Annotated in this window: 35 protein-coding genes and 1 riboswitch; of the genes, 6 read left to right on the top strand and 29 right to left on the bottom strand. The window is 39.1% G+C overall.

Annotated features, from left to right (window positions below):
• Nucleotides 1–21 precede the first annotated feature (21 nt).
• The 5 genes from IGJ52_RS01145 to IGJ52_RS01125 all read right to left on the bottom strand — a co-directional run bounded on the left by IGJ52_RS01145 (nucleotide 22) and on the right by IGJ52_RS01125 (nucleotide 5,615).
• The gene (locus IGJ52_RS01145) at nucleotides 22–1,512 is read right to left on the bottom strand and encodes an aldehyde dehydrogenase family protein (protein ID WP_174094122.1); all 1,491 of its coding nucleotides are present in this window, start codon (nucleotides 1,510–1,512) and stop codon (nucleotides 22–24) included.
• Between the two features lie 277 nt (nucleotides 1,513–1,789).
• The gene (locus IGJ52_RS01140; protein ID WP_289854218.1) at nucleotides 1,790–3,301 is read right to left on the bottom strand and encodes a glucosaminidase domain-containing protein; all 1,512 of its coding nucleotides are present in this window, start codon (nucleotides 3,299–3,301) and stop codon (nucleotides 1,790–1,792) included.
• Nucleotides 3,302–3,528: 227 nt separating this feature from the next.
• On the bottom strand, nucleotides 3,529–4,041 hold the full coding sequence (locus IGJ52_RS01135; protein WP_002356248.1) for a transcription repressor NadR: 513 nt from the start codon (nucleotides 4,039–4,041) through the stop codon (nucleotides 3,529–3,531).
• Nucleotides 4,042–4,051: 10 nt separating this feature from the next.
• Nucleotides 4,052–4,897, bottom strand: a complete 846-nt coding sequence (locus tag IGJ52_RS01130) for a chorismate mutase (protein ID WP_002383873.1) — start codon at nucleotides 4,895–4,897, stop codon at nucleotides 4,052–4,054.
• A gap of 4 nt (nucleotides 4,898–4,901) precedes the next feature.
• Nucleotides 4,902–5,615, bottom strand: a complete 714-nt coding sequence (locus IGJ52_RS01125; RefSeq protein WP_010816261.1) for an NAD-dependent protein deacylase — start codon at nucleotides 5,613–5,615, stop codon at nucleotides 4,902–4,904.
• A gap of 172 nt (nucleotides 5,616–5,787) precedes the next feature.
• Here IGJ52_RS01125 and IGJ52_RS01120 point away from each other — a divergent pair, with 172 nt between their 5' ends.
• From IGJ52_RS01120 to IGJ52_RS01110, 3 genes are all read left to right on the top strand, one after another.
• Nucleotides 5,788–6,084: a hypothetical protein gene (locus IGJ52_RS01120; protein ID WP_002356244.1), complete on the top strand. Its 297-nt coding sequence runs from the start codon at nucleotides 5,788–5,790 to the stop codon at nucleotides 6,082–6,084.
• Nucleotides 6,085–6,273: 189 nt separating this feature from the next.
• Nucleotides 6,274–6,448, top strand: a riboswitch (Lysine riboswitch).
• Nucleotides 6,449–6,642: 194 nt separating this feature from the next.
• Entirely contained in the window at nucleotides 6,643–8,226 is a 1,584-nt protein-coding gene (locus tag IGJ52_RS01115) for an ABC transporter substrate-binding protein/permease (protein ID WP_002381368.1), read from the top strand.
• 11 nt (nucleotides 8,227–8,237) lie between these two features.
• Nucleotides 8,238–8,978 carry an amino acid ABC transporter ATP-binding protein gene (locus IGJ52_RS01110; RefSeq protein ID WP_438791837.1) on the top strand — a complete coding sequence of 247 codons (741 nt, stop codon included), beginning with the start codon at nucleotides 8,238–8,240 and terminating at the stop codon, nucleotides 8,976–8,978.
• A gap of 44 nt (nucleotides 8,979–9,022) precedes the next feature.
• Here the strand turns inward: IGJ52_RS01110 and IGJ52_RS01105 are convergent, their stop codons facing one another.
• Nucleotides 9,023–9,607 (bottom strand): TIGR00730 family Rossman fold protein, encoded by a 585-nt coding sequence (locus tag IGJ52_RS01105; protein ID WP_002383869.1) that lies wholly within the window; start codon nucleotides 9,605–9,607, stop codon nucleotides 9,023–9,025.
• A 173-nt stretch (nucleotides 9,608–9,780) separates the two neighbouring features.
• On the opposite strand from IGJ52_RS01105, the gene IGJ52_RS01100 reads away from it, so the two are divergent.
• The 3 genes from IGJ52_RS01100 (at nucleotide 9,781) to IGJ52_RS01090 (ending at nucleotide 12,161) form a co-directional block, all read left to right on the top strand.
• Nucleotides 9,781–10,272: a GNAT family N-acetyltransferase gene (locus tag IGJ52_RS01100; RefSeq protein ID WP_002376398.1), complete on the top strand. Its 492-nt coding sequence runs from the start codon at nucleotides 9,781–9,783 to the stop codon at nucleotides 10,270–10,272.
• Nucleotides 10,273–10,362: 90 nt separating this feature from the next.
• Nucleotides 10,363–11,718: a branched-chain amino acid transport system II carrier protein gene (gene brnQ / locus IGJ52_RS01095; RefSeq protein WP_002383868.1), complete on the top strand. Its 1,356-nt coding sequence runs from the start codon at nucleotides 10,363–10,365 to the stop codon at nucleotides 11,716–11,718.
• A gap of 131 nt (nucleotides 11,719–11,849) precedes the next feature.
• Nucleotides 11,850–12,161, top strand: a complete 312-nt coding sequence (locus tag IGJ52_RS01090) for a heavy metal-binding domain-containing protein (protein ID WP_002381365.1) — start codon at nucleotides 11,850–11,852, stop codon at nucleotides 12,159–12,161.
• A 50-nt stretch (nucleotides 12,162–12,211) separates the two neighbouring features.
• Here IGJ52_RS01090 and truA read toward each other — a convergent pair whose 3' ends face one another.
• From truA to rplE, 23 genes are all read right to left on the bottom strand, one after another.
• Nucleotides 12,212–12,961, bottom strand: coding sequence for a tRNA pseudouridine(38-40) synthase TruA (gene truA / locus IGJ52_RS01085; RefSeq protein ID WP_002376397.1), 750 nt, complete (start codon nucleotides 12,959–12,961; stop codon nucleotides 12,212–12,214).
• An 18-nt stretch (nucleotides 12,962–12,979) separates the two neighbouring features.
• Nucleotides 12,980–13,777: an energy-coupling factor transporter transmembrane component T family protein gene (locus tag IGJ52_RS01080; protein ID WP_002373841.1), complete on the bottom strand. Its 798-nt coding sequence runs from the start codon at nucleotides 13,775–13,777 to the stop codon at nucleotides 12,980–12,982.
• A complete protein-coding gene (locus tag IGJ52_RS01075; protein WP_002381364.1) occupies nucleotides 13,774–14,643 on the bottom strand; it encodes an energy-coupling factor ABC transporter ATP-binding protein in 870 nt (289 codons plus the stop codon). The genes IGJ52_RS01080 and IGJ52_RS01075 overlap by 4 nt, the downstream gene beginning before the upstream one ends.
• The gene (locus tag IGJ52_RS01070; RefSeq protein WP_002359354.1) at nucleotides 14,619–15,458 is read right to left on the bottom strand and encodes an energy-coupling factor ABC transporter ATP-binding protein; all 840 of its coding nucleotides are present in this window, start codon (nucleotides 15,456–15,458) and stop codon (nucleotides 14,619–14,621) included. Before IGJ52_RS01070 ends, IGJ52_RS01075 begins: the two co-directional genes overlap by 25 nt.
• Before the next feature lie 201 nt (nucleotides 15,459–15,659).
• Nucleotides 15,660–16,835, bottom strand: a complete 1,176-nt coding sequence (locus IGJ52_RS01065) for a M20 family metallopeptidase (protein ID WP_002419398.1) — start codon at nucleotides 16,833–16,835, stop codon at nucleotides 15,660–15,662.
• A 15-nt stretch (nucleotides 16,836–16,850) separates the two neighbouring features.
• Nucleotides 16,851–18,050, bottom strand: coding sequence for a DUF819 family protein (locus IGJ52_RS01060; RefSeq protein WP_002356229.1), 1,200 nt, complete (start codon nucleotides 18,048–18,050; stop codon nucleotides 16,851–16,853).
• Nucleotides 18,051–18,076: 26 nt separating this feature from the next.
• On the bottom strand, nucleotides 18,077–18,280 hold the full coding sequence (locus IGJ52_RS01055; RefSeq protein WP_002383863.1) for a hypothetical protein: 204 nt from the start codon (nucleotides 18,278–18,280) through the stop codon (nucleotides 18,077–18,079).
• Nucleotides 18,281–18,325: 45 nt separating this feature from the next.
• On the bottom strand, nucleotides 18,326–18,709 hold the full coding sequence (gene rplQ, locus IGJ52_RS01050) for a 50S ribosomal protein L17 (RefSeq protein ID WP_002356228.1): 384 nt from the start codon (nucleotides 18,707–18,709) through the stop codon (nucleotides 18,326–18,328).
• Between the two features lie 73 nt (nucleotides 18,710–18,782).
• On the bottom strand, nucleotides 18,783–19,721 hold the full coding sequence (locus IGJ52_RS01045; protein ID WP_002356227.1) for a DNA-directed RNA polymerase subunit alpha: 939 nt from the start codon (nucleotides 19,719–19,721) through the stop codon (nucleotides 18,783–18,785).
• A gap of 80 nt (nucleotides 19,722–19,801) precedes the next feature.
• Complete coding sequence (gene rpsK, locus IGJ52_RS01040) at nucleotides 19,802–20,191, bottom strand: 30S ribosomal protein S11 (RefSeq protein ID WP_002356226.1); 390 nt, start codon at nucleotides 20,189–20,191, stop codon at nucleotides 19,802–19,804.
• A gap of 27 nt (nucleotides 20,192–20,218) precedes the next feature.
• Nucleotides 20,219–20,584 carry a 30S ribosomal protein S13 gene (gene rpsM / locus IGJ52_RS01035; protein WP_002356225.1) on the bottom strand — a complete coding sequence of 122 codons (366 nt, stop codon included), beginning with the start codon at nucleotides 20,582–20,584 and terminating at the stop codon, nucleotides 20,219–20,221.
• A 19-nt stretch (nucleotides 20,585–20,603) separates the two neighbouring features.
• Entirely contained in the window at nucleotides 20,604–20,720 is a 117-nt protein-coding gene (gene rpmJ, locus IGJ52_RS01030; RefSeq protein WP_002288710.1) for a 50S ribosomal protein L36, read from the bottom strand.
• Between the two features lie 32 nt (nucleotides 20,721–20,752).
• The gene (gene infA, locus IGJ52_RS01025) at nucleotides 20,753–20,971 is read right to left on the bottom strand and encodes a translation initiation factor IF-1 (protein WP_002356224.1); all 219 of its coding nucleotides are present in this window, start codon (nucleotides 20,969–20,971) and stop codon (nucleotides 20,753–20,755) included.
• A 210-nt stretch (nucleotides 20,972–21,181) separates the two neighbouring features.
• Nucleotides 21,182–21,832 (bottom strand): adenylate kinase, encoded by a 651-nt coding sequence (locus tag IGJ52_RS01020; RefSeq protein ID WP_002356223.1) that lies wholly within the window; start codon nucleotides 21,830–21,832, stop codon nucleotides 21,182–21,184.
• Nucleotides 21,833–21,918: 86 nt separating this feature from the next.
• Entirely contained in the window at nucleotides 21,919–23,217 is a 1,299-nt protein-coding gene (gene secY / locus IGJ52_RS01015) for a preprotein translocase subunit SecY (protein ID WP_002383860.1), read from the bottom strand.
• Nucleotides 23,218–23,658: a 50S ribosomal protein L15 gene (rplO, locus tag IGJ52_RS01010; protein ID WP_002356221.1), complete on the bottom strand. Its 441-nt coding sequence runs from the start codon at nucleotides 23,656–23,658 to the stop codon at nucleotides 23,218–23,220. It lies immediately after the preceding gene.
• 47 nt (nucleotides 23,659–23,705) lie between these two features.
• Nucleotides 23,706–23,885, bottom strand: a complete 180-nt coding sequence (gene rpmD / locus IGJ52_RS01005; protein WP_002356220.1) for a 50S ribosomal protein L30 — start codon at nucleotides 23,883–23,885, stop codon at nucleotides 23,706–23,708.
• 14 nt (nucleotides 23,886–23,899) lie between these two features.
• Nucleotides 23,900–24,400: a 30S ribosomal protein S5 gene (gene rpsE / locus IGJ52_RS01000; RefSeq protein ID WP_002356219.1), complete on the bottom strand. Its 501-nt coding sequence runs from the start codon at nucleotides 24,398–24,400 to the stop codon at nucleotides 23,900–23,902.
• A 20-nt stretch (nucleotides 24,401–24,420) separates the two neighbouring features.
• Nucleotides 24,421–24,777 carry a 50S ribosomal protein L18 gene (rplR, locus tag IGJ52_RS00995; RefSeq protein ID WP_002356218.1) on the bottom strand — a complete coding sequence of 119 codons (357 nt, stop codon included), beginning with the start codon at nucleotides 24,775–24,777 and terminating at the stop codon, nucleotides 24,421–24,423.
• Nucleotides 24,778–24,937: 160 nt separating this feature from the next.
• Nucleotides 24,938–25,474 (bottom strand): 50S ribosomal protein L6, encoded by a 537-nt coding sequence (gene rplF, locus IGJ52_RS00990; RefSeq protein ID WP_002356217.1) that lies wholly within the window; start codon nucleotides 25,472–25,474, stop codon nucleotides 24,938–24,940.
• A 31-nt stretch (nucleotides 25,475–25,505) separates the two neighbouring features.
• Nucleotides 25,506–25,904 carry a 30S ribosomal protein S8 gene (gene rpsH / locus IGJ52_RS00985; protein WP_002356215.1) on the bottom strand — a complete coding sequence of 133 codons (399 nt, stop codon included), beginning with the start codon at nucleotides 25,902–25,904 and terminating at the stop codon, nucleotides 25,506–25,508.
• Nucleotides 25,905–25,939: 35 nt separating this feature from the next.
• Complete coding sequence (locus IGJ52_RS00980) at nucleotides 25,940–26,125, bottom strand: type Z 30S ribosomal protein S14 (protein ID WP_002356214.1); 186 nt, start codon at nucleotides 26,123–26,125, stop codon at nucleotides 25,940–25,942.
• Nucleotides 26,126–26,143: 18 nt separating this feature from the next.
• Nucleotides 26,144–26,683: a 50S ribosomal protein L5 gene (gene rplE / locus IGJ52_RS00975; RefSeq protein ID WP_002356213.1), complete on the bottom strand. Its 540-nt coding sequence runs from the start codon at nucleotides 26,681–26,683 to the stop codon at nucleotides 26,144–26,146.
• Nucleotides 26,684–26,704 lie beyond the last annotated feature (21 nt).

Below are 26,704 nucleotides of genomic sequence, written 5' to 3'. Positions count from 1 at the left end.
ATCTAAAATTCACTACACTACTTAATACAGTCCATCTGCTTCTTCTTTTGTCACAATGTAAATATTTTTCATTTGCGTATAAGCATCTAGCATTGATTTATGCGTTTCTCGACCAATTCCTGATTTTTTATAACCGCCAAATGGCGCGCCCGCAGGCAATTGATTGTATGTGTTGACCCACATCCGACCTGTCCGTACACCACGAGCAACCCGTAATGCCACATTGATATCTTGAGAAAAGACGGCGCCACCTAGGCCATATTCAGAATCATTAGCTAAACGAATGACTTCTTCTTCCGTTTCAAATTTAATCACTGTTGCAACAGGACCAAAGATTTCTTCTTGGGCCACACACATTGTATTCGTGCCGTTTGCTAATAACGTAGGAGCTAAAAATGCCCCCTTGTCTAGCCCATTTTCTGTTAAACGTTGCCCTCCAGTAATCAGCGTAGCTCCTTCCTTCACACCAATTTCGACATATTTTAAAATTTCTTCCAATTGATGCTCATTGATCTGAGCGCCCATTTCAACATCTTTTTCCCACGGGAATCCAACGTTCACTTGTTCAAATTTTTCCTTTAAAGCTTCTACAAATTGATCATAAATACCTGACTGAACGAACACACGAGACCCAGCACAACAAACTTGCCCTTGATTGAATAAAATCCCTAACTGCACGCCTTCTAATGCACGTTCCCAATTGGCATCTTCAAAAATAATGTTGGCTGATTTTCCGCCAAGTTCTAAAGTGGCTGGAATTAGGCGGTAGGCCGCCGCTTTAGCGACAGTGTACCCCACCTCTGTTGAGCCTGTAAAAGCTAGCTTATCAAATCCTGGATGTGCCAACATATAATTTCCTGAATCAGAACCACGACCGGTGATTAAATTCACTACTCCTTTCGGCAAGACTTGATCAAAAATTTTAAACAATTCCAACAGACTTAATGATGTGCTCGAGGATGGATGAATCACAACAGTATTACCTGCTGCCAACGCTGGCGCTAATTTCCAAGCGCCCATTAATAAGGGGAAATTCCACGGAATAATTTGACCCACAACACCGATGGGTTCTTTCACAACAATGGATAACGTATCCTTATCAAATTCTTTGACAGACCCTTCTTCTGCACGAATCACACTAGCAAAATACCGAAAATGGTCTGCACTGGCAGGAACATCAATCGATTGCGTTTCCCGAAGCGGTTTTCCATTATCTAAAGTCTCCACCATAGCCAAATGTTCTTGATTTTCTTCAATCAAATCAGCAATTTTCAATAAAAGATTGCTTCTTGTTACAACATCAACATCTTTCCATGTCTGAAACGCTTCTTGAGCTGCTTCTACAGCTCGATCCACATCTTCATTTGTGGCATCAACAAATTCTGCTAATTTTTCGCCATTACTAGGATTGTAACTAGCAATCATTTTGTTACCACTACCTGTTGTCCACTCTCCATTAATATACAATTGATAGCTACTGGCAACTACTTGATTTATTTCTTTTTTACTCATTTAACCACCTCTTTTTTTATTTTTTGTATCCGCTTACAATTATAAGACATCTTTCACCTAAAAGTAAATGATTCTACCTAAAAAAAATATAGTTCTCGGCGACTGTTGCTAACTTATCCCGACCTGAAATCTCCTGGCAATAACTGAATGTATTAAACTTTATTGGAGAAACTTTTTGCCACAAAAAAAGCTAGCACTGAAGAATTAAAATTGCTTCTTCAGTGCTAGCTTTGATTTTTACAACTCATTCGTTCTTATTGACAAAGAGCTGATTTTTTTATTTATCCTTTGGAACGATATAGTTCATTAAATGTGTTTCATCGGCTGAGATTGTACGTGTCGAAACAACGTTTAATCCCTTCACGTTCATTTCAGAAATTAAGATGCTACCATCTTTAAAGACTTTTTCCACAAATGCGACATGACCATAAGTATTGTCTGCGCCTAAAACACCAGCTGGGAAGGAAACCGCTGCGCCTGCTTTTGGTGTACGACTTACTTTGTACCCGCGTGCACGACCTGTTTCGCCCCAATCTTGACCATTCCCCATTGTTAAGTCCACACGTTTACCTAATTGCGTAATACGGTTGTAGACATATTGTGTACAGTTGCCCCAAGCATAACTATTAAAGATGTCATAGTTTTTGCCATTATAGGCTGGGAAATTTGATTCCATTGGTTCAACGGTTGCTTTTTCTTTATCATAATAAGTTAAATCGTATGTTTTAATTAACGCATTTAATTTCTTATGATAATCTTTGTCCGTTGCATATTTTCCTGTTAGGAAACGTGTCGCTTCTTTGTATGTTTTGGCTTCCGTTTTCCAGACACCATGATAGAAATCTTTATTGGAATCTAAACCATTTTTCAATAATTTCGCATAATCTTCCATTGATTCTTTATACGTTGGATATTGACGGAATTTTGCTTCTACTGTGTATAGGTTACCGAAACCATTGTCTTCATAGGTAATAAAAGAAACAGATTGACCTTTGTAATCGCCTTTAATACCAAACAAATTGTAGTTTGGTTTCTGGCTTAATTTACTATTGCCGCTGCCACTTTCTAAAATTGCTTGAGCAATCATCACACTAGCATATAAGTTTTTGTCCTTGGCCACTTTCCGAGCAGATTCACCGATTTCTTGAATAAACTCTTCTGTCTTCTTCGTTTTGCTGACCGTAAACGTCTCATCGTCTTCCACTAACCCAACCGTTTCATTTGTAACTGGTGGGACTATTTCAGGCTGCGGTGTTGACGCTGCTGGTTGCTCTACTGGCTTTTCAGCTGGTGCTGTTGGTGTCACTGGTTTCGCCGGCTGTTTTGATTCAGAAGTACTCGTGCCAGGTTTTGGCTGTTCTTTAGAAGAACTTGGTGTGGTCGTTGGCGTGGTACTTGATTCAGTTGTACTTGTTGACGTAGAATCTGTGGTTGACTCTGTTGTACTCGTCGAGGTGGAGTCAGTAGTCGATTCTGTCGTACTTGTGGATGTAGAATCCGTTGTGGAATCTGTCGTTTCGGTTCCTGACGTTTCCGTGGACTCCGTGGTTGCAGATTCACTTGATTCGGTTGAACTTTCTGTTTCAGTTGTTGATTCTTCTGTCGCTTCTGTTGTTTCACTAGTCGCTGTCGTTTCAGTGGCTTCAGCAGTTGTTGCTTCTGCGGTTGTTTCTGCGACAGAACTATTTTCAGCTACCAAGTTATTACCTTCTGCAAATGCACCTACTGGCATTGATGAACCTAAAAGTAATAAGGTAGAGAACAGGGCAAATTGTTTTTTCATACTCATTCTCCTTTTTTATTTTTCTCCATTTATTTTTATGTACCAACATAATAATTGACATAGTTATTGTTTAAATGGCTCCTTTTTTAATAGTATACTGTTTCATAAAAAATTTCTAGCAAAAAGTTAAAAAAATAGAAGAAAATTCACAAATTCTTCTATCTTTTTTTGGTAATTTTCTAAGAAAAAAAAGAAAGGGCTTGAACAAACATCAATGTCCTCTCTTTTTCTCGTTATCCTTCAAACAAAATACTTTTTTTTCGAAGCGCCTCTTTGATTTCTTGGAAAGTTTCTTCGTCTGCACAGCGAATAGTATGCAGATGGACGCCTCCTGTTAAAACTGATAGTAATGTAGCATGCTCTTTTTGATACTTGTCCATAAATTTATCAATATCTTTCTCTGATTGAATGCGCAAACTGCCGATTAATTCCCCATAAAGCGGATGTGCAATACTCACATCTACCACTTCTCCACCTTTGGCAACAATGACTGACAATTCTTCTCTCGTTTGTTCAGGCGTATGTTGACAAGCAATTTTCCGCTCAATTCCTTCTAAAGGTTGTTCCAACATATACCCTCGAGCTGTTGCGACAATTTCGACCCCTGTCGCCCGTAATAGAGCGACATCCCCTACAATAATTTGTCTGCTGACATCAAAAGCTTTTGCAAAACGAGTGGCACTAATTGGCTTTTCGGTCTCTCTTAATCTTTTAACAATCTCTCTTCTTCTGATTTCTCCATCCACAACCTTCGCCTCACTCTCCTAAATGTTTTTCTTGGAAACGTTTAGAGGCGTCCATAATTCCCTGGAAAGTCTCAGATAATGTTTCTTCATAATCGGCATTTTCAACATGATTCAGAATAGTTTCTAATACTTGTTGTTCTCTTTCAGAATCAAAAACCGCATGACCTGCTTTCTTTTTCACTGCAGCAATCTCTGCGACGACATCCATCCGCTGTTCTAATAAACGGACCAGTTCCTTATCGATTTGGTTAATCTTTGCTCGTTGTTGTTCTAAAGAAGTTGTTGGGGCGTCATCTTCAGTCAATTCTTTAATTATCCGTGCTGGATTACCTGCGATCACACAGTTTTCTGGGAACGATTTGGTCACAACAGCACCTGCTGCCACCACTACATTATCACCTAATGTTACGCCAGGAAGGACAATCGCTCCACCGCCAATCCAAACATTGTTGCCAATGATAATTCGTTTCCCTGATTCCATTCCGCTATTACGCTTGGCCGCTTGTAATGGATGCTCGGCTGTATAGAGTTGCACATTGGGGCCAAACATACAGTTATCGCCAATTTCAATTGGACAAACATCTAAAAAAACGTTATTAAAATTGGCATAGAAATTTTTCCCCACAGAAATGTTGTAGCCGTAATCAAATTGAATCATCGGTTCGATGTACGTCCCGACACCCACTTTTCCAAATGTTTCTTCTATTAATTGACGACGAATATAAGTGTCTGGTTGTTGGTTAATTAACGCCATTTGTTCACGGGCTTTTTTGCGATCAGCCACTAATTCAGGATCTGAGGCAAAATATAGTGTACCTGCGATCATTTTTTCTTTTTCTGATTTAAATTCTTCCATTCCGTTACTCCTTTATCGTTAATTCTGCAAATATCGTTTCGGCTTTCGCTTCTAAAAAATAATAAGGTTGTTGTAAAAATAGCGGCGTTTGATTAATGGCTAAAATAGCTGCCGTTGGTTGTTTATAATGAATCAAATCGCAAAATGGATGCACTTGAAAACTCGTGCCGACAATCACGATTAAGTCGGCAGAAGCAACGGCCTGAATGGCTTTTTCGATTGCCTCTTCGGATAATCCTTCTTCATACAAAGTAATAGCTGGACGGATTTGTCCATGACAATCAGCGTGCCGATCACTAAGCAAATAATCTTGCCAAGGAACCGTTGCACCACAAGTTTGGCAATAACATTCATATAAATTACCATGAAAGTCCACCACTTCTTGGCTACCTGCTTTTCGATGAAGCCCATCAATATTTTGTGAAACAATTTTTCCCCGTTTCATTTGCTCTAATTGTGCCATTTTCTGGTGAATGATATTAGGTTGTGCGTCTGGATGATAGAGCGTTTTAACGAATTGATAAAACTTTTCTGGCTCTGTTTTTAAGCAAGTCCGGCTCAATAAGTATTCCGGTTGCTGGATTCCTTGATAGACACCTTTTAAGGAACGATAATCTGGCACACCTGAGGCTGTCGAGATACCCGCACCTGTTAAAAATGTGAGTTTTTGTTGGGTTGCCAACCAATGAATTGCCTCGGCTTGCGTGATATCTTGCATATCGATTCAGCTCCTAATCTTCTATATTATAACGTATTTTAACATTAGCACCAAAAGTTTTTCCACTTTTTGAAAACTTCTTACCTATATATTGATTTATCTTGAAAGAGTTTGTGACAAATTTCTCAACTCGTGGTAAAATATGCATGAGTAAAAGTGAGGTGAAACAACAATGGTCGCATTTATTATTTATTGGGCTGCAATTATTGCCTGCATCGCTTGGGGCGTTTTAAGCATTTGGTTCTCTGTTTTTTATCTTTCTCGTAAAGAAAACGGAAATCTTTGGGCTTTTGCGTTCTTCAACGTTATCGCTATTATCGCCTTAGCAATTGTTTTATTAGTTTACAAAACTTGGGATTTCGGTATCTTAACTTACTCAAGTCTAATTTATACAATTTTAGCTTCTTTAGGTGTATTGACTGTTCTTCAAGCTATTTTAGGTCGTGAACCAAAAGCTGTCAAAGCTTAAGTAAAAAGCAACTGTTCCTTTAGGAATGGTTGCTTTTTTCGTATTAGTTTCTATTTCGTAGGGAAAATGTTACGCTAATTTCATGGTGTTTGTGTCCTCTTGATAAATTCCTTTGCTGGAACATATTGACTTTCTTCTGGATTTATCCTAAAATTAATAACTGAATTTAATAACTGAATAGTGCCTCAAAAAAGAGGTAGAGGTCGCGGTTTTTATTACGCTTGTGGAGTGAGAGGACACTGGGAAGCAAGTTTAGGATCAATCGCCGAAATGCATAACGGAGCCTCTTCTGTTGTGTGTTGGGACGTAAGTTAAGAGCTTGCGGACTGTCTTAGTAGTGATGCTAAGTTGTGCTATGTTTCGTTGAGGAATTTTTTTCGACATTACCTAGCAACCTTACATCTGTTTGGTTGTTTTTTTGTATTCAAAAATAGGTTGTGACAGAAGTATTCTCCTTTAAAAAGACAGAATCGCTTTTGCTCAGCTGATTATCAAAGCTTGTTGATTGAAAAAAGACAAAACGATCAATCAGACAAGAAATTTAAAGGAGAGAAAAAGATGAACAAAAAAGTTTTTTCATTCAGTCTACTACTTGTCACGCTATTTTCGTTACTTGGCATGACAACCAACGCTTCGGCGGAGGAAAATGGTGAATTTCGTGTCGGCATGGAAGCTGGCTACGCCCCTTTTAACTGGTCACAGAAAAATGACGCACATGGCGCAGTGCCTATTCAAGGCAACTCTTATGCAGGCGGCTATGATGTTCAAATTTCTAAAAAAATTGCCGATGGTTTAGGTCGTAAATTAGTAATCGTCCAAACCAAATGGGACGGCTTGGCGCCCGCCTTACAATCTGGAAAAATTGATGCCATTATCGCCGGAATGAGCCCAACCGCTGAACGAAAAAAAGAAATTGCTTTTACAAACCCTTATTATGAATCACAATTTGTCGTAATTGTAAAAAAAGATGGCAAATACGCTAATGCAAAAAGCTTGAAAGATTTAGCTGATGCTAAAATTACAGCTCAACTAAATACATTCCACTACGGATTAATTGATCAAATTCCAAATGTCAATAAACAGCAAGCAATGGATAACTTTTCAGCTATGCGAACAGCACTTGCTTCTGGCATGATTGACGGGTATGTTAGTGAACGCCCTGAAGGCATAACAGCAACTAGTGTCAATAAAGAATTAAAAATGTTAGAATTTCCAAAAGAAAATGGCTTTGATGCTAGCGCTGAAGACTCGCAAGTAGCAGTCGGCATGCGTAAAGGCGATCCAGACATTGAAAAAGTAAACAAAATTTTAGCAGGTATTTCTCAAGATGAACGGACAAAAATTATGGACCAAGCAATCAAGGATCAACCTGCAGCAACAGATAGTGATGAACAAAAAACAGGACTTATTAACGATTTCAAAAATATTTGGAATCAATATGGCGACATGTTTTTACGTGGTGCTGGTTTAACGCTATTTATCGCGTTAATTGGGACGGTCGTCGGAACAACCCTTGGTTTACTAATTGGTGTCTTCCGTACAATTCCAGATTCTGAAAACCCAGTCGCTCGTTTCTTCCAAAAATTAGGAAATTTAATTCTTTCTATTTATATTGAAGTTTTCCGTGGTACACCAATGATGGTTCAAGCAATGGTTATTTTCTATGGTTTAGCTCTAGCTTTTGGCATCTCTTTAGACCGAACAGTGGCCGCACTATTTATCGTTTCTGTGAATACTGGTGCCTATATGTCTGAAATTGTTCGCGGAGGTATTTTCGCAGTGGATAAAGGACAATTCGAGGCAGCACAAGCGATTGGGATGACCCATGGACAAACAATGCGTAAAGTCGTTATTCCCCAAGTATTACGTAATATTTTACCTGCAACAGGGAATGAATTTGTCATTAATATCAAAGATACGGCCGTGTTAAGTGTTATCGGTGTTGCAGATTTATTCTTCCAAGGGAATGCTGCTTCTGGCGCAAACTTCCAGTTCTTCCAAACCTTTACAATTGTCGGCATCATGTACTTGGTAATGACTTTTGTGATCACACGAATCTTACGTGTTGTGGAACGTAAAATGGATGGCCCTTCTGCTTACGTTAAAGTAGAAGAATTAACTGAAGAAGGAAAAGAAAGCTAGGAGGCAAACAGATGAGTACAATTATTGAAATTGAACATTTACGAAAAAGCTTTGGCGAAAACGAAGTATTAAAAGATATTAATATGAACGTCAACAAAGGAGAAGTTGTCACCATTATCGGTTCTTCTGGTTCTGGTAAATCAACGTTACTACGTTGTATTAATTTGTTAGAAAAACCAACAGATGGCAAAATCATCTATAATGGTAAAAATGTTTTAGAACGTGGTTATAGTTTGCCCAAATATCGGACCCATTTAGGTATGGTTTTCCAATCATTCAATTTATTTAATAATATGAATGTCTTAGAAAATTGTACTTCTGGTCAGATGACTGTCCTAAAAAGAAACAAAGAAGAAGCCAAAAAAATTGCCTTAGAAAATTTAGAAAAAGTTGGCATGGCTCGTTTTATTGATGCCAAACCTGCTCAATTGTCTGGTGGACAAAAGCAACGGGTAGCCATTGCTCGAGCATTATCAATGGATCCAGATGTTTTACTTTTCGATGAACCAACTTCTGCATTGGATCCTGAAATGGTTGGCGAAGTGCTAAAAACGATGAAAAATCTTGCCCATACAGGGCTAACAATGGTGATTGTAACACATGAAATGGAATTTGCGCGGGACGTATCCGATCGTGTTATTTTCATGGATAAAGGTGTCATTGCCGAAGAAGGGACCGCTGAAGATATTTTTATCCATCCAAAAGAAGCTCGGACAAAAGAGTTCTTACATCGGATTTTAACGAAAAACTAGTAAAAAAGAGGCAGTCATTCTGGTTAGAGTGACTGCCTCTTTTGTTATTTTTTGTATTGACGAATCATTGGCGGTTCATAGGAATCAATAAATGCACCAATTTCTTCTAAGGAATCTGAAATGAAAATTTTAGCTCGATCCGCTTCTGTTAAGAAACTAGTTTCTACCATTTTATCAAAAAAAGCAGCTAATAAATCATAGTAACCATTCACGTTGTATAAAATACAAGGATTCATATGTTCACCGACTCGGCCCCAAGAGATCACCTCGCTAATTTCTTCTAGCGTGCCGGGCCCACCGGGTAAAGCTAAATATACATCTGCCAATTCAATCATCTTTTTCTTACGCGCATGCATATCGCTAACTGTATGCATCTTTGTAATGCCATTATGTGCAATCTCCCGCTCCATTAAAAAAGTGGGCATAACACCAATTACCTCTCCACCTTCTGCTAAAAGCGTGTCAGCCACCGTACCCATTAGACCAACATTGCCACCGCCATAAACTAGATCATAGTGATTTTCTTTCATCCAAGCGGCTAACGCTACTGCAGCTTGCTGATAGATTGGCTCATTCCCCAGACTGGCGCCACAATATACTGCCATTTTTTTCACAAACATACCCTCCATTTAGATAGATTCTTTTTTACCATCTATCCTCTGGTAGCTATGGTAGCATATTTTGATTTTCTCGAAAAGGTGCAGCCATTTTTCTTTTCGTTTTAAAAGTATTTGAATTTTCAGACAATAAATGCTATAGTCTTTTTATATTTTAAAATTTCAGAAAAAGGAGCCCTATTATCTTGTCTACCTCACTCACTATTCGCTTAGTTGCCGAAGCCGATTGGCCCGCATTACATGCCTTGGACCAAATCATTTGGACAAAAAAGAATACCCCTGCCGAGATACAACCACTCTCGCTTGCGGCATATCAGGAAAAAATGAAAGATGAAACGATTTTTGTTGCCATTAGCGGACAACAACTCGCTGGATTTATTGAAGTCCATCCGCCCACTTCGTTAGCAGCTCATCAAAAACAATGGCTACTAAGTATTGGCGTTTCGCCAGATTTCCAAGGCCAAGGGATTGGTGGTTCTTTGTTGTCGTATGTCAAAGAGATGGCCCAGATAAGCGGGATTCATAAGCTGAGTTTGCGAGTAATGGCTACCAATCAAGAAGCCATTCGATTCTATGAAAAACATGGTTTTGTGCAGGAAGCACATTTTAAAGAAGAATTTTATATAAATGGACACTATTGTGATGATTATCAGTATGCTTATTTCATAGAAAAATAAGAAAACCAATGTTTTCTATAAAAACTGGTTGCTCTCTGTTTCTTCTTCTGTTATTTTAAATAATAAGACAATATTAAGGAGTGTGAATCTATGCAAAAAAAGTTAGTTTGGCGTGATTATCTATACGTTGGTTCAATGTTATTCGGTTTGTTTTTCGGTGCTGGAAATTTAATTTTCCCTGTACATATGGGACAAGAAGCGGGGGCTTCCGTCTTTTTAGCAAACTTGGGCTTCTTAGCCACTGGAATTGGCTTACCTTTTCTTGGTGTCATTGCTATGGGTGTTTCTAAAAGTTCAGGTGTTTTTGACTTAGCTTCTCGGATTAATCGTCGTTATGCTCTTATTTTTACCTTACTATTATATTTAACGATTGGTCCTTTCTTTGCTTTACCAAGGTTAGCAACTACTTCTTTTGAAATTGGTCTTGCACCATTTGTCCCTAAAGACTTGCAATGGCTGGTTCTTGCTGGTTTTTCCGCATTATTTTTCTTAGCTGTTTGGCTCTTCTCTAGAAAGCCAAGTAAAATCTTAGATTATGTGGGTAAATTTTTAAATCCGTTATTTTTAGCATTGCTAGGAATTTTGATTGTTTTAGCCTTTGTAAAACCATTAGGTCATGTGGCCAGTGCCGCTGTTGGTGAAAATTATATTTCAAGTCCTTTTTTTAAAGGATTTACAGAAGGTTATAATACGTTGGATGCTTTAGCTTCATTAGCTTTTGGGATTGTTGTCGTTTCCACTTTACGAAATATGGGCGTCGAAAAACCAGGAGATATCGCTAAAGGAATGATTAAATCAGGTGCTTTCAGTGTTGTATTGATGGGGATTATCTATACCTTACTTGCTTATATGGGAACAATGAGTATCGGGGCTTTTCCAATCAGTGAAAACGGCGGGATTGCCTTAGCCCAAATTGCTAATTACTATTTAGGCCTACCAGGGAGTATTTTACTGGCTTTTATCGTAGTTCTTGCTTGTTTAAAAACTGGTATCGGCTTAAGCACAGCCTTTTCTGAGACTTTTGAAGAAATGTTTCCGAAAGTTTCCTATCAAAAATTCTTGGCAATTGTTGTTATTTTACCAGCTATTTTTGCAAATGTCGGCTTAACCAACATCATTCAATTTGCCGTTCCAGTCTTGATGTTCCTTTATCCATTGGCGATTACTTTAATGCTTTTGGTAATCATCAGTCCTATTTTCAAACATCGACGGGAAGTCTATCAAGCAACGACCTATATCACATTGATTGCTGCTGTTTTAGATGCATTAAATAGCGCGCCTACCTTTATCAAAGATACGGCGTTTGTAACAACGCTTTTAGAAAAAGCCGGCCAATACTTACCATTGTTCACTATTGGCATGGGCTGGGTCGTTCCAGCAACGGTTGCTTTTCTAATTAGTTGGGTTTGGGTCATGATTTCTAAAAAAGATCCTATTCTTGATTAATTATTACTAAAACGGCACTAGAAAAATGTGGAAGCGCATCTTTTCTAGTGTCGTTTTTATGTATATTCGTTGTACCAAACTCTTGACTATGGTAAATTGAAGTTACCAACAAGTACTGGAGGAAATTGCCCATGTTAGTTACAACAACCGAGAGAATTAGCGGTCAAGAATATGAAATTATTGGAGAAGTTTTCGGGTTAACCACACGTTCTAAAAATATGTTTAAAGATTTAGGTGCTGGACTAAAAAGCGTAGTTGGCGGTGAAATCAAAGGTTACACTGATATGCAACGAGAAGCACGCGACCAAGCAATCGAACGTTTAAAAGCAGAAGCCTCTAAATTAGGTGCAGATGCCGTTGTGATGATGCGTTTTGATTCTGGCACAATTGGCACAGACATGCAATCTGTCGTGGCTTACGGAACAGCTGTTAAATACATCTAAATTTTGCAACTAAAAAGACGCAGACCTTTTCTTGTAAGGTCTACGTCTTTTTATTTTTCATATTTCACTTCTGCTAAATACAATCCTTCTGGATGAGCAGTCGGACCTGCTAAATTTCGATCTTTGGCTGCGATAATTGCTGGAATCGCGGTTGGTTCCAGCCGCCCATTGCCGATTTTCAATAGCGTACCAACTAAAATCCGAATCATTTTGTACAAGAAACCATCGCCCCGAAAAGTGAATGTTAATTCATCCCCCGTTTCATTGACATGAACACTGGCTTCATGAATAGTTCGGACTTTATCTTCTACTGAACTTCCTGAGGCACAGAAAGAGGTAAAATCATGGGTACCTAATAAATCAGGTAAAGCTTGTTGGATTTTTTCGAGATCAATGGGATACGGAAAATAACTGGCATAAAAACGTCGAAATGGACTTCGTGGTTTGCCAATGTCCACTTTAAATTGATAGGTTTTTTCGATCACGTGATAACGTGCATGAAAGTCTTCTGAAACACGTTCCACGCTTCGCACAGCAATGTCTTCGGGTGTTTGTGTGTCTAACGCAAAGCGCATTTTTTCCAACGGACGTTCCTGCGGATAATCAAAGTGAATCACTTGGCCCATTGCATGAACACCTGCATCTGTTCGTCCTGAACCAAAAACCGTCACGGAGCGTCCGTTATTCATGCGTGCTAACGTTTTTTCTATTTCTTCTTGAACGGTACGCTCATTAGGCTGCTTTTGAAAGCCATGAAAATGAGTGCCATCATAGGCAATGATTGCTTTATAGCGGGGCATAATTTTTCTTCACCTTTTCTAAGTTCTTAATACAAATAAGCCAATGGTTAACAAGACAAAGCCAAACATTACTATTGTATCTCGTAGGTGCCAATGAAGAATGCGGTATTTTGTCCGTCCTTCGCCACCTTGATAACCTCTTGCTTCCATGGCAGTCGCTAAGTCTTCCGCACGATTAAAACTACTTACGAAAAGCGGAATCAAAAGTGGAACAATAGCTTTCATTTTTTGAAGTAAGTTTCCTTCACCAAAATCAACACCACGGGCACGTTGGGCATTCATAATCTTTTCCGTTTCATCCATTAATGTTGGGACAAAACGTAAGGCAATTGATAACATCAATGAAACTTCATGAACTGGAAATTTCACCACACGAAGTGGACGTAGCAAATATTCAATCGCATCTGATAACTCTAATGGTGCCGTCGTTAAAGTTAATAACGTTGACATGAAAATAATTAAAACAAAACGACAGAAAATAAATAGCCCATTCGTCACACCAAACTGGGTAATGGAAATAATTCCCCACTGAAAGTACACCTCTCCCCCTTGTGTAAACAAGGTTTGAAGAGCCACAGTAAACAGAATTAGCCATAATAATGGCCGAACACCGCGGATAAAGAAGCGGGCGCTGATTTTTGATAATGAAATAGCAAAAGCAGTAAAGGCTGCTATTAAAACATAACTCTGCCAATTATTTGCTAAAAAGATAATTCCAATAAAATAAAAACTAGCTAATAATTTTGCACGCGGATCTAAACGATGGATAAAAGAATCGCCTGGAATATAACGCCCAAAAATCAATTTATTCATCATTTTGCCTCACCTGCTTCCTGCATTTTTTTCAGAAGCTGATCGGCTAATTGATCGGCCGTTAATGGTAATTGCTCAAAAGAAAAGCCTTTTGCCACTAATTTTTCAGCAAATTCGGCTGCAGTTGGCACGCCTAATTGTTTTTCTTTCAGCCATTGTGTCTCTTGAAACACTTCTTGTGGTGCTCCCGCTCGGACGATTTGTCCTTTTTCTAAAACAATCACATGATCTGCGTAATTAGCCACGTCATCCATCAAATGTGTCACTAAAACGATGGTCATATTATGTTCCTTATGCAGACGACTAAACATCTCCATCATTTCTTTACGACCCTTAGGATCCAAACCAGCGGTCGGTTCGTCTAATACTAAGACTTCTGGTTCCATCGCTAGCACACCAGCAATTGCGACACGGCGCATTTGGCCACCTGATAACTCAAACGGAGAATGTTGTAAGTATTTTTCATCTAAGCCGACTAAATCAAGCATTTTCTTAGCTAACTTTTTCGCTTCTTCGTCTGAAACACCAAAATTTTTCGGTCCGAAAGCGATGTCTCGCTCCACTGTTTCTTCAAACAATTGTGCTTCTGGAAATTGAAAAACGATCCCAACTTTTTTACGAATTGGTTTTAAATTCTTATTATCAGTTTCTGGCGTAATCACACGCTCTCCAATTGTCACTTGGCCTTTAGTTGGTTTCACCAAAGCATTCAAATGTTGTAATAACGTTGATTTGCCACTGCCAGTATGTCCGACAATCGCTGTATAAGAGCCGTCTTGAATCGTTAAATTAATATCGAATAATGCCCGTTGCTCAAAAGGAGTATTGGGTTGGTAAGTAAAATCTACTTGTTTAAAACGGATGTCCATAACCAATCCACCATCCCTTCTTCTGTTAAATAATTCGTTGGCACAACAACGCCACGCTCTTTCAAAGCTACTTTTAATTTTTCAGGAAACGGTAAATCCAAGCCCATTTCAACAAGCGCTTCTCCTGCAGAAAAAATCTTTTCTGGTGTTCCTTCGTTTGTCAATTGTCCTTGGCGCATCACTAAAATACGATTCGCATTAGCCGCTTCATCAATATCGTGGGTAATAGAAATAACTGTTAAATTGCTTTCCTCTTTAATCTTTTGAATGGTAGCAATCACTTCTGCACGACCTTCTGGATCTAACATACTTGTCGCTTCGTCTAAAATAATAATATCTGGTCGCAAAGCAACCACACCAGCGATAGCTACTCGTTGTTTTTGGCCACCAGATAGCCGAGCAGGTTCTCGCTTGGCAAAATCTAACATACGAACCCGTTCTAATGCATCGTGAACACGTTCGACCATTTCATCACGCGGAATACCTTGATTTTCTAAACCAAAAGCCACATCGTCTTCGACTGTTGAACCGACAAATTGGTTATCTGGATTCTGAAAGACCATTCCTACCATACGCCGGATATCCCAGACGTTTGCTTCATTTAATTCTTTGCCGCCAACTTTGATAGTCCCAGCAGCTGGCAGTAACAGACCATTGATCGTTTTGGCTAACGTTGATTTACCAGAACCATTATGGCCAATAATAGCGACCCATTCGCCTTGTTGAATGGAAAAAGACACATCTTTTAAAGCGGGAGAAGCATCTTCTGGTTGATAATTAAATTGGATATTATTTAGTTCAATGATTGGTTGCATCGCGTACTCCCTCAATCTATTTATTCTTTCTAACACTACCAAAAAAGTAGCGTTTTTTCAATCATCTGTTCTGATTCTTCACACTATTTTTTATTATACCAAAAGAACGGTCATTATGGGAGCTCTTATCTGTCTTGACAGGTCTATTTTTCATAAAAATAACTTCTTGTTCTCATAAAACAAGAAGTTACTGATTTTCTTTTAAAAATGCGTCTTCAAATATTCAAACGCATATTGGGCATATAACTCAGCACCCATTGCCATCGCATCTTCATCAATATTGAAACGACCATGGTGATGTGCCCATTCCGTATCTTTCTCTGGATTACCACTTCCCACTAAGGCAAAACAACCAGAAGCATGTTCAGTATAATAACTGAAGTCTTCACCACCGGTTGTCGGCTCTTCTTGTCTTAAGGCCGCTTCACCAAAATTTTCCTTAATTAGTGTTTGAGCAAACAAGGCATCTTGCTCATCATTAATCACTGGCAACGTCCCATATTGATAATCTAACGAAACCGTCCCACCGTAAATAGCGGCTGTTTTTTCCGCATAGCGTTGCAGCGCCTGTTCTACTCGATTACGCGTTGCTACACTAAAGCAACGAACCGTTCCTTCTAAACGTGCATTCTCAGCAATCACATTAAAACGGGTCCCCACATCCATCCGTCCAATCGTGACAACTACTGGATCTAAAGGATCTGTCTCCCGAGAAACAATCGTTTGCAGATTCATCACGAAAGAAGAAGCTATGACTGCCGCATCAATACAAGCGTTTGGCATGGCACCATGGCCACCACGGCCTTTAAAATCAACAGAAAAAATATCTGCGGATGCGAAACTTGAGCCCACTCGACACGAAGCGGTTCCTACAGGCATTTGTGACCAGATATGTAAGCCAAATACATCATCAACACCGGTCATTGCGCCTTGCGCAACCATTGCTTTAGCACCTTGCGCATTTTCTTCAGATGGTTGAAAAATTAACCGTACCGTTCCCTGAAGTTCTTCTTGGATTTCTTTTAATACTTTAGCTGCTGTTACTAACATCGCGGTATGGGAATCATGCCCACATGCATGCATCTTGCCAGCTTCTAAAGATTTATAAGCTAAATCTTCATTTAATTCCTGTACAGGTAAGGCATCCATATCCGCCCGCAGCGCAACCACTCGGCCTGGTTTGCCGCCCACAATTTCAGCAATTAAACCCGTCGGTTCTGTTTTGCGATAAGTAATTCCTAATTGATCAAGAACTGCCGCGACTTTTTCTGTCGTTCGAAATTCTTCAAATTGTAATTCTGGATGTTGGTGTAAATCCCGTCGAAAAGCAATCATTTCTTGTGCATGCTGCTTGACTAGTGCTTTGATTTTTTTCATACTTACGCCCCGTTTCTACAAACTTAATAAAATACTTGAAAAAATACCCGCTAAAATAACCGAAACAATGGTGACTGTTACGAAACCTGCCACTAACATCGGTGGCATTAAATGGCTCGTTAAAGCCGCCTGTTCTTGTTCATCTTCTGTCAATGATTGAATCACTTCATTCGTAATAATATAATCGGCTGGAAAGCCATATAAAGCTGTCAACGAAACAGCGAATGCCATCTCTTTACTCACACCTAATACACGACCAACAATTGCTGAAAAGATGTACATCCCGATAACACCAATCACAATAATCCCAATCATTGGTAAAAATAAATCCATCAACATTTCAGGTGTGGCTTGTTTTAAGCCATCAAAGACAAAAAGCATTAACCCTAAAATCGCAAAACCAAAGCTATTTGCTTTCTGTAATGGTTGCTTTTCTAAAAAGCCTAAAGACGTTGCAATCACGCCAAAACATAAACACAGCACAAAAGGACTAATCGTCACAAACGGTGCCGTCCACACAGAAACATAATAAGCGAGTGTGGCAACTAAGGCTAAACGTAAAATTCGTGAATAATCTGTATGATATCGTTTGGGTACTTTTTCAAATAGTTTAGGCACATCTGGTTCTGCTCCTGTTTCTTGCCCCTCTTGTTCATGAACTGGCTGCCATGTCCCTGCTCGATATTCTTGAAGCTTCCGCTTTCCTTCTTTTTTTAGAACAATTGAAGTTAAGGGATAACCAGCAAACCCTTGAATGACATAAATTAAAATTGCCAAAACTGAAAGTGAGGCTAAACCAGCTGATTGAGCCGCTTCTGACATTACTAATGAAGAAACTAAACCTCCTACTAACGGCGGGATTGCAACTAAAACTGTTTTTAAGTCAAAAACAAAAGTCCCTACAGCTAATAACAAGGCAATAATGCCCAGAATACCTGACAAAGCAATCACAATCGTTTTCCATTGATTAACCAATTCTTTAACAGAGAGCAGAGTGCCCATATTAGTAATCAACAGATACATTAATAAAGTGGCAACCACTGTAGGAATCCCTGCCACTTCCACAATATTTTGTGGAAAAATAGTCCAATAACCAAGAATAAATAAAACACCACAAACAAAAACAGATGGAATCCAAGCTTTTGTTTTGATAGAAACTACATCACCAATGTATAAAATAACCATCAGCAACGAAAAAGCAAACATTTGCGACATATAATTCCCCCTTCTACTAACTCAAATTATTTAATTATCTGAAAATTCCAATTAATAACCAGTATAACAAACCGCAAAAGCTTCCGCAATGCTTTTAAGAAACAAAAAAGCTTTGAGAAAACAGCGTTTTCCCAAAGCAAAAAAAAATCACCTTTATATGATGAGTGCTCCCCTGCTAAAGCCATCTTTAGCAGGGAAAGCAGAGCTAGACTCGGAGTCGCCTCCAACATCATAACACTCTAAAAGAAACATCTATAAAGTGATCGGTTTATTAATTATTTAACAAATTCGATAACTACCATTGGTGCTGCATCGCCGCGTCTTGGTTCTGTCTTCAAGATACGAGTGTAACCACCTTGGCGTTCCGCGAAACGAGGTCCTAAATCGTTAAATAGCTTTTGTAAAGCTGATTCAACAACGATAGACTCATCTTCTTCACGAACACTAGCAACTTCATTACGAACGAAAGTAGCTGCTTGACGACGTGCATGAAGATCTCCACGTTTACCTAAAGTAATCATTTTTTCTACAGTTGAACGTACTTCTTTCGCACGAGCTTCAGTAGTTACGATGCGTTCGTTGATGATTAAATCAGTTGTAATATCACGTAGCATAGCTTTACGTTGGCTTGATGTGCGTCCTAATTTACGGTAACTCACGTTGGGTTCCCTCCTTCGTTTCTGTTCTCACGAGCCACTGCTGTTAAGCAGGACTGGAAACTTCGTAAAAGTCTTAATCGTCCTTACGTAATCCTAATCCTAGATCATGCAATTTAAGTTTTACTTCTTCAAGAGATTTACGACCTAAATTACGTACTTTGATCATTTCTGGTTCAGATTTGTTTGTAAGTTCTTGTACAGTATTAATGCCTGCACGTTTTAAACAGTTATATGAACGAACTGATAAATCAAGTTCTTCAATCGTCATTTCTAGCATTTTCTCTTTTTGAGTTTCTTCTTTTTCCACCATGATTTCAGCGTTTTTCGCTTCGTCAGTAAGGTTTACAAAGATATCTAAATGCTCAGTCATGATTTTCGCAGCTAAACTTAGTGCTTCTTGAGGAATGATTGAACCATCTGTCCATATTTCCATTGTTAATTTGTCGAAATCATCACGACGACCAACACGTGTATTTTCTACTTGGTAGTTAACACGACGAACGGGTGTGTAGATGGAATCAACTGGAAGTACACCGATTGGCATATCTTCTTTTTTGTTTTCGTCTGCTTGAACATAGCCACGACCAGGTTTCACTGTTAAGCGAGCATGGAAAGTAGCTCCTTCAGCAACACTACAGATAACTAAATCTTTATTTAGGATCTCAACATCACTGTCCACGATAATGTCGCCGGCAGTCACGGTAGCGGGTCCTGTAATATCGATCTCAAGGGTTTTCTCTTCTTCAGCATATAATTTCAATGCTAAGCCTTTAATATTCAAAATAATTTGTGTTACGTCTTCTCGTACACCTGGAATGGTTGAGAATTCGTGTAAAACACCATCGATTTGAATATTCGTAATTGCAGCTCCTGGTAAAGAAGACAATAAAATACGACGTAGAGAGTTACCTAAAGTAGTTCCGTAACCGCGTTCTAATGGTTCAACGACGAACTTACCATAATCTCTATTTTCATCAATTTTTTCGATTCTTGGTTTTTCAAATTCAATCATTCTTATCTATACCCCTTTCAAAACGAAAAGTGTCTTGTTCAATGACGTTCCTAATTCAAACTCAGAATGAGTGGCGCTCATTAAACACGACGGCGTTTTGGAGGGCGGCATCCATTATGAGGAACTGGAGTCACGTCACGAATTGCAGTCACTTCTAAACCTGTTGCTTGTAATGAACGAATTGCTGCTTCACGTCCAGAACCAGGTCCTTTAACTGTTACGTCTACAGTTTTAAGTCCATGTTCCATTGCCACTTTAGTTGCGGCTTCTGCAGCCATTTGAGCGGCAAAAGGAGTTGATTTTTTGCTTCCTTTAAAGCCTAATGATCCTGCTGATGACCATGCTAATGCATTACCATGTGTATCAGTAATCATTACGATTGTATTGTTGAATGTAGAATGGATATGTGCTACACCTGATTCTATATTCTTTTTGACACGGCGTTTACGACTAACTTTTTTTGCTGCCATGAAGTTCTAACCTCCTTCACTTAGGAATTATTTTTTCTTGCCTGCTACTGTTTTAGTAGGGCCTTTACGAGTACGTGCATTATTTTTCGTGTTTTGTCCACGAGTTGGTAATCCACGACGGTGACGGATTCCACGGTATGAACCGATTTCCATCAAGCGTTTGATGTTTAAGTTCACTTCACGACGAAGATCCCCTTCAACTTTTAACTTATCAATTTCCGCACGAATCGCATCTGTTTGTTCGTTTGTTAAATCACGTACACGAACATCTTCAGATACGCCAACGTTTGCTAAAACTTTTTTAGCTGTAGTGTTACCAATACCATAAATGTAAGTAAGAGAAACTACTACACGTTTGTCACGAGGGATGTCTACTCCTGCAATACGAGCCATTATTCGTTACACCTCCTAATTATCCTTGACGTTGTTTATGTTTTGGATTTGCTGGGCAAATAACCATAACACGTCCTTTACGGCGAATTACTTTACAATGTTCACACATTGGTTTTACTGATGGTCTTACTTTCATGATAATACCTCCTGTGGTTTTACGGAGTACAATTATTTAAAGCGATAAGTAATACGGCCACGCGTTAAATCATACGGTGATAATTCAACTGTTACTTTGTCACCAGGTAAGATACGGATGTAGTGCATACGGATTTTACCTGAAACAGTAGCAAGAACTTGGTGTCCATTTTCTAGTTCGACTTTAAACATTGCATTCGGCAAAGTTTCGACGACTGTACCTTCGACTTCAATCATATCTTCTTTTGCCACGCACAGTACCTCCTTGTACTTGTTTCGCGTTTTCACACGATAAAACGGCGGAAACTCCAGCTCCCACCTAGAAATTCTCAACTAACTTCGTTATTCATTTTGATGTCACAAAACTGTAGAAGTCGGACTGATATATTCTACCATATTTAGTTATGTTTTGGCAAGAGAAACTGAATACAACAACAGGGTTAAACTGCGGGCAATTGGAAATTAGTTTTCGTCAATGATTTTTTTCACATCAGAAAAAACAGTATCGATTTCGCGATTGCCATCGATTGTATGCATCAAGCCTTGTTCTTTATAGAAAGCCAAGATTGGTGCGCTACTTTCAATGTTGACTGCCAAACGATTTTTAACCGTTTCGGGCTTATCATCTTCTCTTTGGTAGAATTCATGTCCGCCACAGCGATCACAAGTGCCTTCAACTTTTGGCGGGTTGAATAATTTATGATACGTTGCGCCACATGTGCGACAGATGAATCGTCCAGCTAAACGCTCGATTAATACATCTTCTTCTACATGGATGTCAATGACAGCATCAATTTTTTTGTTTAATTCTTTAAGCATTGTATCTAATGCTTTTGCTTGATCCAGTGTACGTGGGAAACCATCTAATAGGAATCCTTTGTCTGTGTCTGGTTCAGCAAGGCGTTCTTTAACAATTCCGTTTGTTACTTCGTCAGGAACCAGTTCACCTTTATCGATATAAGATTTCGCTTCTAGGCCCAAGGCAGTTTCATTTTTCATTGCTGCACGGAACATATCTCCAGTAGAAATATGTGGAATGCCATACGTATCAATGATTTTTTCTGCTTGGGTGCCTTTACCTGCTCCAGGTAATCCCATTAAAATGAGGTTCATATATTCTCCTCCTAATTTTAAAGACCGGCTTATGAAGCTAGCCATATGTGAGAATGGTGCTGAGGTAAAACCTCAACACTCGATTCTTACTTATTGATAAAGCCGACATATTGACGTTTCATCATTAATCCTTCTAATTGTTTCGTTGTTTCTAATGCAACCCCGATAACGATTAGTAAACTTGTTCCACCTAAACCGATTGATTGAGGTAAGTTCCAAACCATTTGCGCAATGATTGGAAGTAAAGCAACAAGTCCTAGGAAAATTGAGCCGACAACACTTAATCTCATTAACACGCCAGATACATATTCTTCTGTACCTTTACCTGGTCGCACGCTTGGAATGTAGCTTCCTTGTTTTTGTAAGTTTTCCGCTAATTTCTCAGGGTTTACTTGAACAAATGCATAGAAGAACGTAAACGCAACGATTAGGACAGTATAGATGATTGCCCCTGGAACTGTGTTATAACTGAAGATTTTTGTCATAATGTCATACCAATTTTCACCAGCGAATTTTGATGAGAAAGCTTGTAAAATGGCATTTGGTGTTGCAATTAACGAGCTGGCAAAGATAACTGGAATAACCCCAGCAGCATTTACTTTTAACGGTAAATAACTACTTGTTGGTGCACCAGAAACACGTTTTGTATATTGGATTGGAATCTTACGTTCTGCTTGTTGGAAGAACGTTACGACTGTAACAATCACCAAAATAGCAATAACTAAGATTGCAATGAAAATAACAGATTGCCAAATGCGAGAAGGCTCGATATTGACGAAGTAATCTTCATAGATTTCTTTGACTGCTCCTGGCAAACGAGAAATAATCCCGGCAAAGATAATCATTGAAACACCATTTCCGATTCCTTTTTCTGTAATTTGTTCACCCATCCAAGTCACAAACATCGTCCCAGCAGTTAAAATAACTGCAATCATCACAAAGGTACCTAAGGTTGGATTGTTGACAATCCCAGTTTGACTTAAGCTATTAAAACCAGCAGTAATCCCCATTGACTGAGCCACACCCAAGACAATCGTTAGATATCTTGTTGCTTGATTTAATTTCTTACGCCCAACTTCCCCTTGTTTTGACCATTCTACAAATCTAGGTACAATATCCATTTGCAATAGTTGAATAATAATAGAGGCTGTAATGTATGGCGAAACCCCCATCGAGAAGATAGAGAAGTTTTGCATGGCACTACCACTCACCATATTCAACATATTCAAAAAGGGTAAGCTACTTAAATCAGACAATCCCTTTGCATTCACCCCGGGCACAGTAATGTGCGCACCTAGGCGAAATACAAACAAGATTAAAACTGTAAATAAGATTTTTGATCTAATGTCTTTGACTTTAAAGGCGTTCTTTAATAGCTTGAACAATTAGATCACCTCGATTGAACCACCAGCAGCTTCGATAGCTTCTTGTGCTGATTTCGAGAATTTAGCTGCTTTCACAGTTAATTTTTTCGTTAACTCACCATCTGCAAGAACTTTGATTCCCGCTTTTTCGTTTTTAACGATTCCTGCTTCTTTTAGGACAACAGGAGTTACTTCTGTTCCATCTTCAAAACGGTTTAAAGTATCTAAGTTCACAACAGCGTAATCTTTACGATTGATGTTTGTAAACCCACGTTTTGGTAAACGACGGAATAATGGAGTTTGACCCCCTTCAAATCCTAAACGAACACCACCGCCTGAACGGGCTTTTTGCCCTTTTTGTCCACGGCCAGCTGTTTTACCATTACCAGATGAAGTACCACGTCCAACACGGTTACGTACTTGGCGTGAGCCCTCAGCAGGTTTTAATTCATGAAGTTTCATAGGTTTGGCACCTCCTTAAGCAATCTTCTATTACAAATCTATAAATCTTAAACTTCTTCTACGTCCACTAAATGTGAAATAGTGTTAACCATACCTTTGATTGCTTCATTGGCAGGTTTTGTAACAGTACTATTCACTTTACCTAAACCTAACGCTTTAACTGTAGCACGTTGGTTTTGAGGACGTCCGATAACACTGCGTTTTAAAGTAATTTTTAATTCAGCCATTATTTTTGTCCTCCTTAACCGATAATTTCTTCTACAGATTTACCGCGAAGTGCTGCCACTTCTTCGGCACGTTTTAATTGTTTTAGACCTTCAACAGTTGCGCGAACAACGTTAATAGGTGTGTTTGAACCTAGTGATTTAGATGTAATATCTGCTACACCAGCTAATTCCAATACGGCACGAACTGGTCCACCAGCAGCTACCCCAGAACCTTCTACTGCAGGTTTCATAAGGATACGGCCGCCACCGAATACGCCAATTACTTCGTGCGGGATAGTAGAACCAACCATAGGCACTTCAACTAAGTTTTTCTTCGCGTCTTCGATTGCTTTACGGATAGCTTCAGGTACTTCTTGTGCTTTACCAGTACCGAAACCAACGTGTCCGTTTTTGTCACCGACAACAACTAAAGCTGCGAAACGTAAACGACGTCCACCTTTAACAACTTTTGTTACACGGTTGATCGCTACAACGCGGTCTTCTAATTCCAAATGTTTTGGATCAATATAAACCATGAATGGTGTTCCTCCTTCTCCTAAAATTCTAGTCCATTTTCACGAGCAGCTTCAGCTAAAGCTTGCACGCGGCCATGGTAAAGGTATCCACCACGGTCGAAGACTACTTTTTTGATGCCTTTTTCAGCGGCACGTTCAGCAACTAGTTTACCAACAGCTGCAGCTGTTTCTGTTTTTGTTCCACCTGAAATTTCTTTATCCAAGGCAGAGGCACTTGCTAGCGTCACACCCGCTACGTCATCAATGACTTGCGCGTAGATGTTTTTGTTAGAACGGAAAATGTTCAAGCGTGGGCACTCAGCAGTACCAGAGATTTTGTTACGTACACGACGATGTCTCTTTTGACGTGTTTTGTTTTTATCTGGTTTTGTAATCACAATTTTCACCTCTTTGATTTAATGTTTACTACTAATATTTCAAGCAGTCAGCAGATTACGGAAAAGAGAAGCTGGCAGACAAGACAAAAGCATTTTATTGGAAAAATCCCATAAAATGACAGTTGCTTGTTGTTGACTTCTGTTTTCTACACAGCTGTTATTATTTACCAGTTTTACCTTCTTTACGGCGTACAAATTCACCAACATAGCGAATCCCTTTGCCTTTATAAGGTTCTGGAGGACGAACGCCACGGATGTTAGCAGCTAATTCACCAACAACTTCTTTGTTGATGCCTTTAACGATAACTTGTGTGTTCGCAGGTACTTCAAATGTTACGCCTTCTGGTGCTGTCATTTCGACAGGATGAGAATAACCAACGTTTAAAGTTAATTTGTTGCCTTGTACTTGGGCACGGTATCCGACCCCGATAAGTTCAAGTGCTTTTTGGAAACCTTCAGAAACACCAACAACCATGTTGTTGAAGTTTGCACGAGTTGTTCCGTGGATTGTTTTCATTTCTTTTGAATCGTTTGGACGAGTGAATGTCACTTCGTTTCCTTCGATGTTCATTTTGATATCAGAAGAAAATTCGCGTGTTAATTCACCTTTAGGTCCTTTAACTGTAATGTTGTTTCCGTCTTGCTTGATTTCAACACCAGCAGGAAGAACAACAACTTTATTACCAATACGGCTCACTTAGAGACACCTCCTTGTGTATTTTTTAGAATTACCATACGTAGGCGATTACTTCGCCGCCGATATTTTTCGCTCTAGCTTCTTTGTCAGTAATTACACCCTCTGATGTAGAGATGATTGCAATTCCTAGACCGTTTAATACTTTTGGTACTTCGTCAGCTTTTACGTATGCACGTAAACCTGGTTTAGAAATACGTTTTAAGTTTGTGATAACACGTTCTTCGTTTTTACCATATTTTAGGAAAACACGGATTACGCCTTGTTTGTCATCTTCGATGTATTCTACGTCGCGGATAAATCCTTCACGTTTCAGGATTTCTGCGATATCACGTTTGATTTTTGAAGCAGGTACTTCTAAAGTTTCATGTTTAACCATGTTCGCATTACGAATGCGAGTTAGAAAATCTGCAATTGGATCTGTCATGACCATTGAACTATTTACCTCCTTTATGCGAGTTTACTTGTTTACCAGCTAGCTTTCTTCACGCCGGGAATTTGACCTTTATAGGCAAGTTCGCGGAAGCAAATACGGCAAAGATGAAATTTACGATAAACTGAATGTGGACGTCCACAACGTTCACAACGAGTATAAGCTTGTGTTGAATGTTTAGCAGGACGTTTGTTTTTAGCAATCATTGATTTTTTAGCCACGTAGTTCGCCTCCTTATATTATTTTTGGAATGGCATACCTAATTGTGCCAACAATTCGCGAGACTCTTCGTCAGTGTTCGCTGTTGTAACAATTACGATGTCCATACCGCGTACTTTATCTACTAAATCATAATCAACTTCTGGGAAGATTAATTGTTCTTTAATACCTAAAGTATAGTTACCACGACCATCGAAAGCTTTTTTGCTGACACCGTGGAAGTCACGTACACGAGGTAAAGAAACTGTTACTAATTTATCTAAAAATTCGTACATTCTTTCGCCGCGTAGCGTTACTTTCGCACCGATTGGCATTCCTTCACGTAAACGGAATCCAGCGATAGATTTTTTAGCTTTTGTGATAAGTGGTTTTTGACCAGTGATTAATGCTAATTCTTCAACAGCTTTGTCTAAGTTTTTAGCATTTGATACTGCATCACCCACACCCATGTTGATAACGATTTTATCAACTTTAGGTGTTTGCATAACTGAGCTGTAATTAAATTTTTCCACCAATGATGGTGTTACTTCTTTAATATATTTTTCTTTCAGGCGGTTCATTCAGTAAGCCCTCCTTCCGCA

The organism is Enterococcus sp. DIV1758, from assembly GCF_051711985.1.
Lineage (GTDB): Bacteria > Bacillota > Bacilli > Lactobacillales > Enterococcaceae > Enterococcus > Enterococcus faecalis.
Note: the sequence above shows the minus strand (reverse complement) of the source record. Positions and strands in the feature narration are given on the sequence as shown.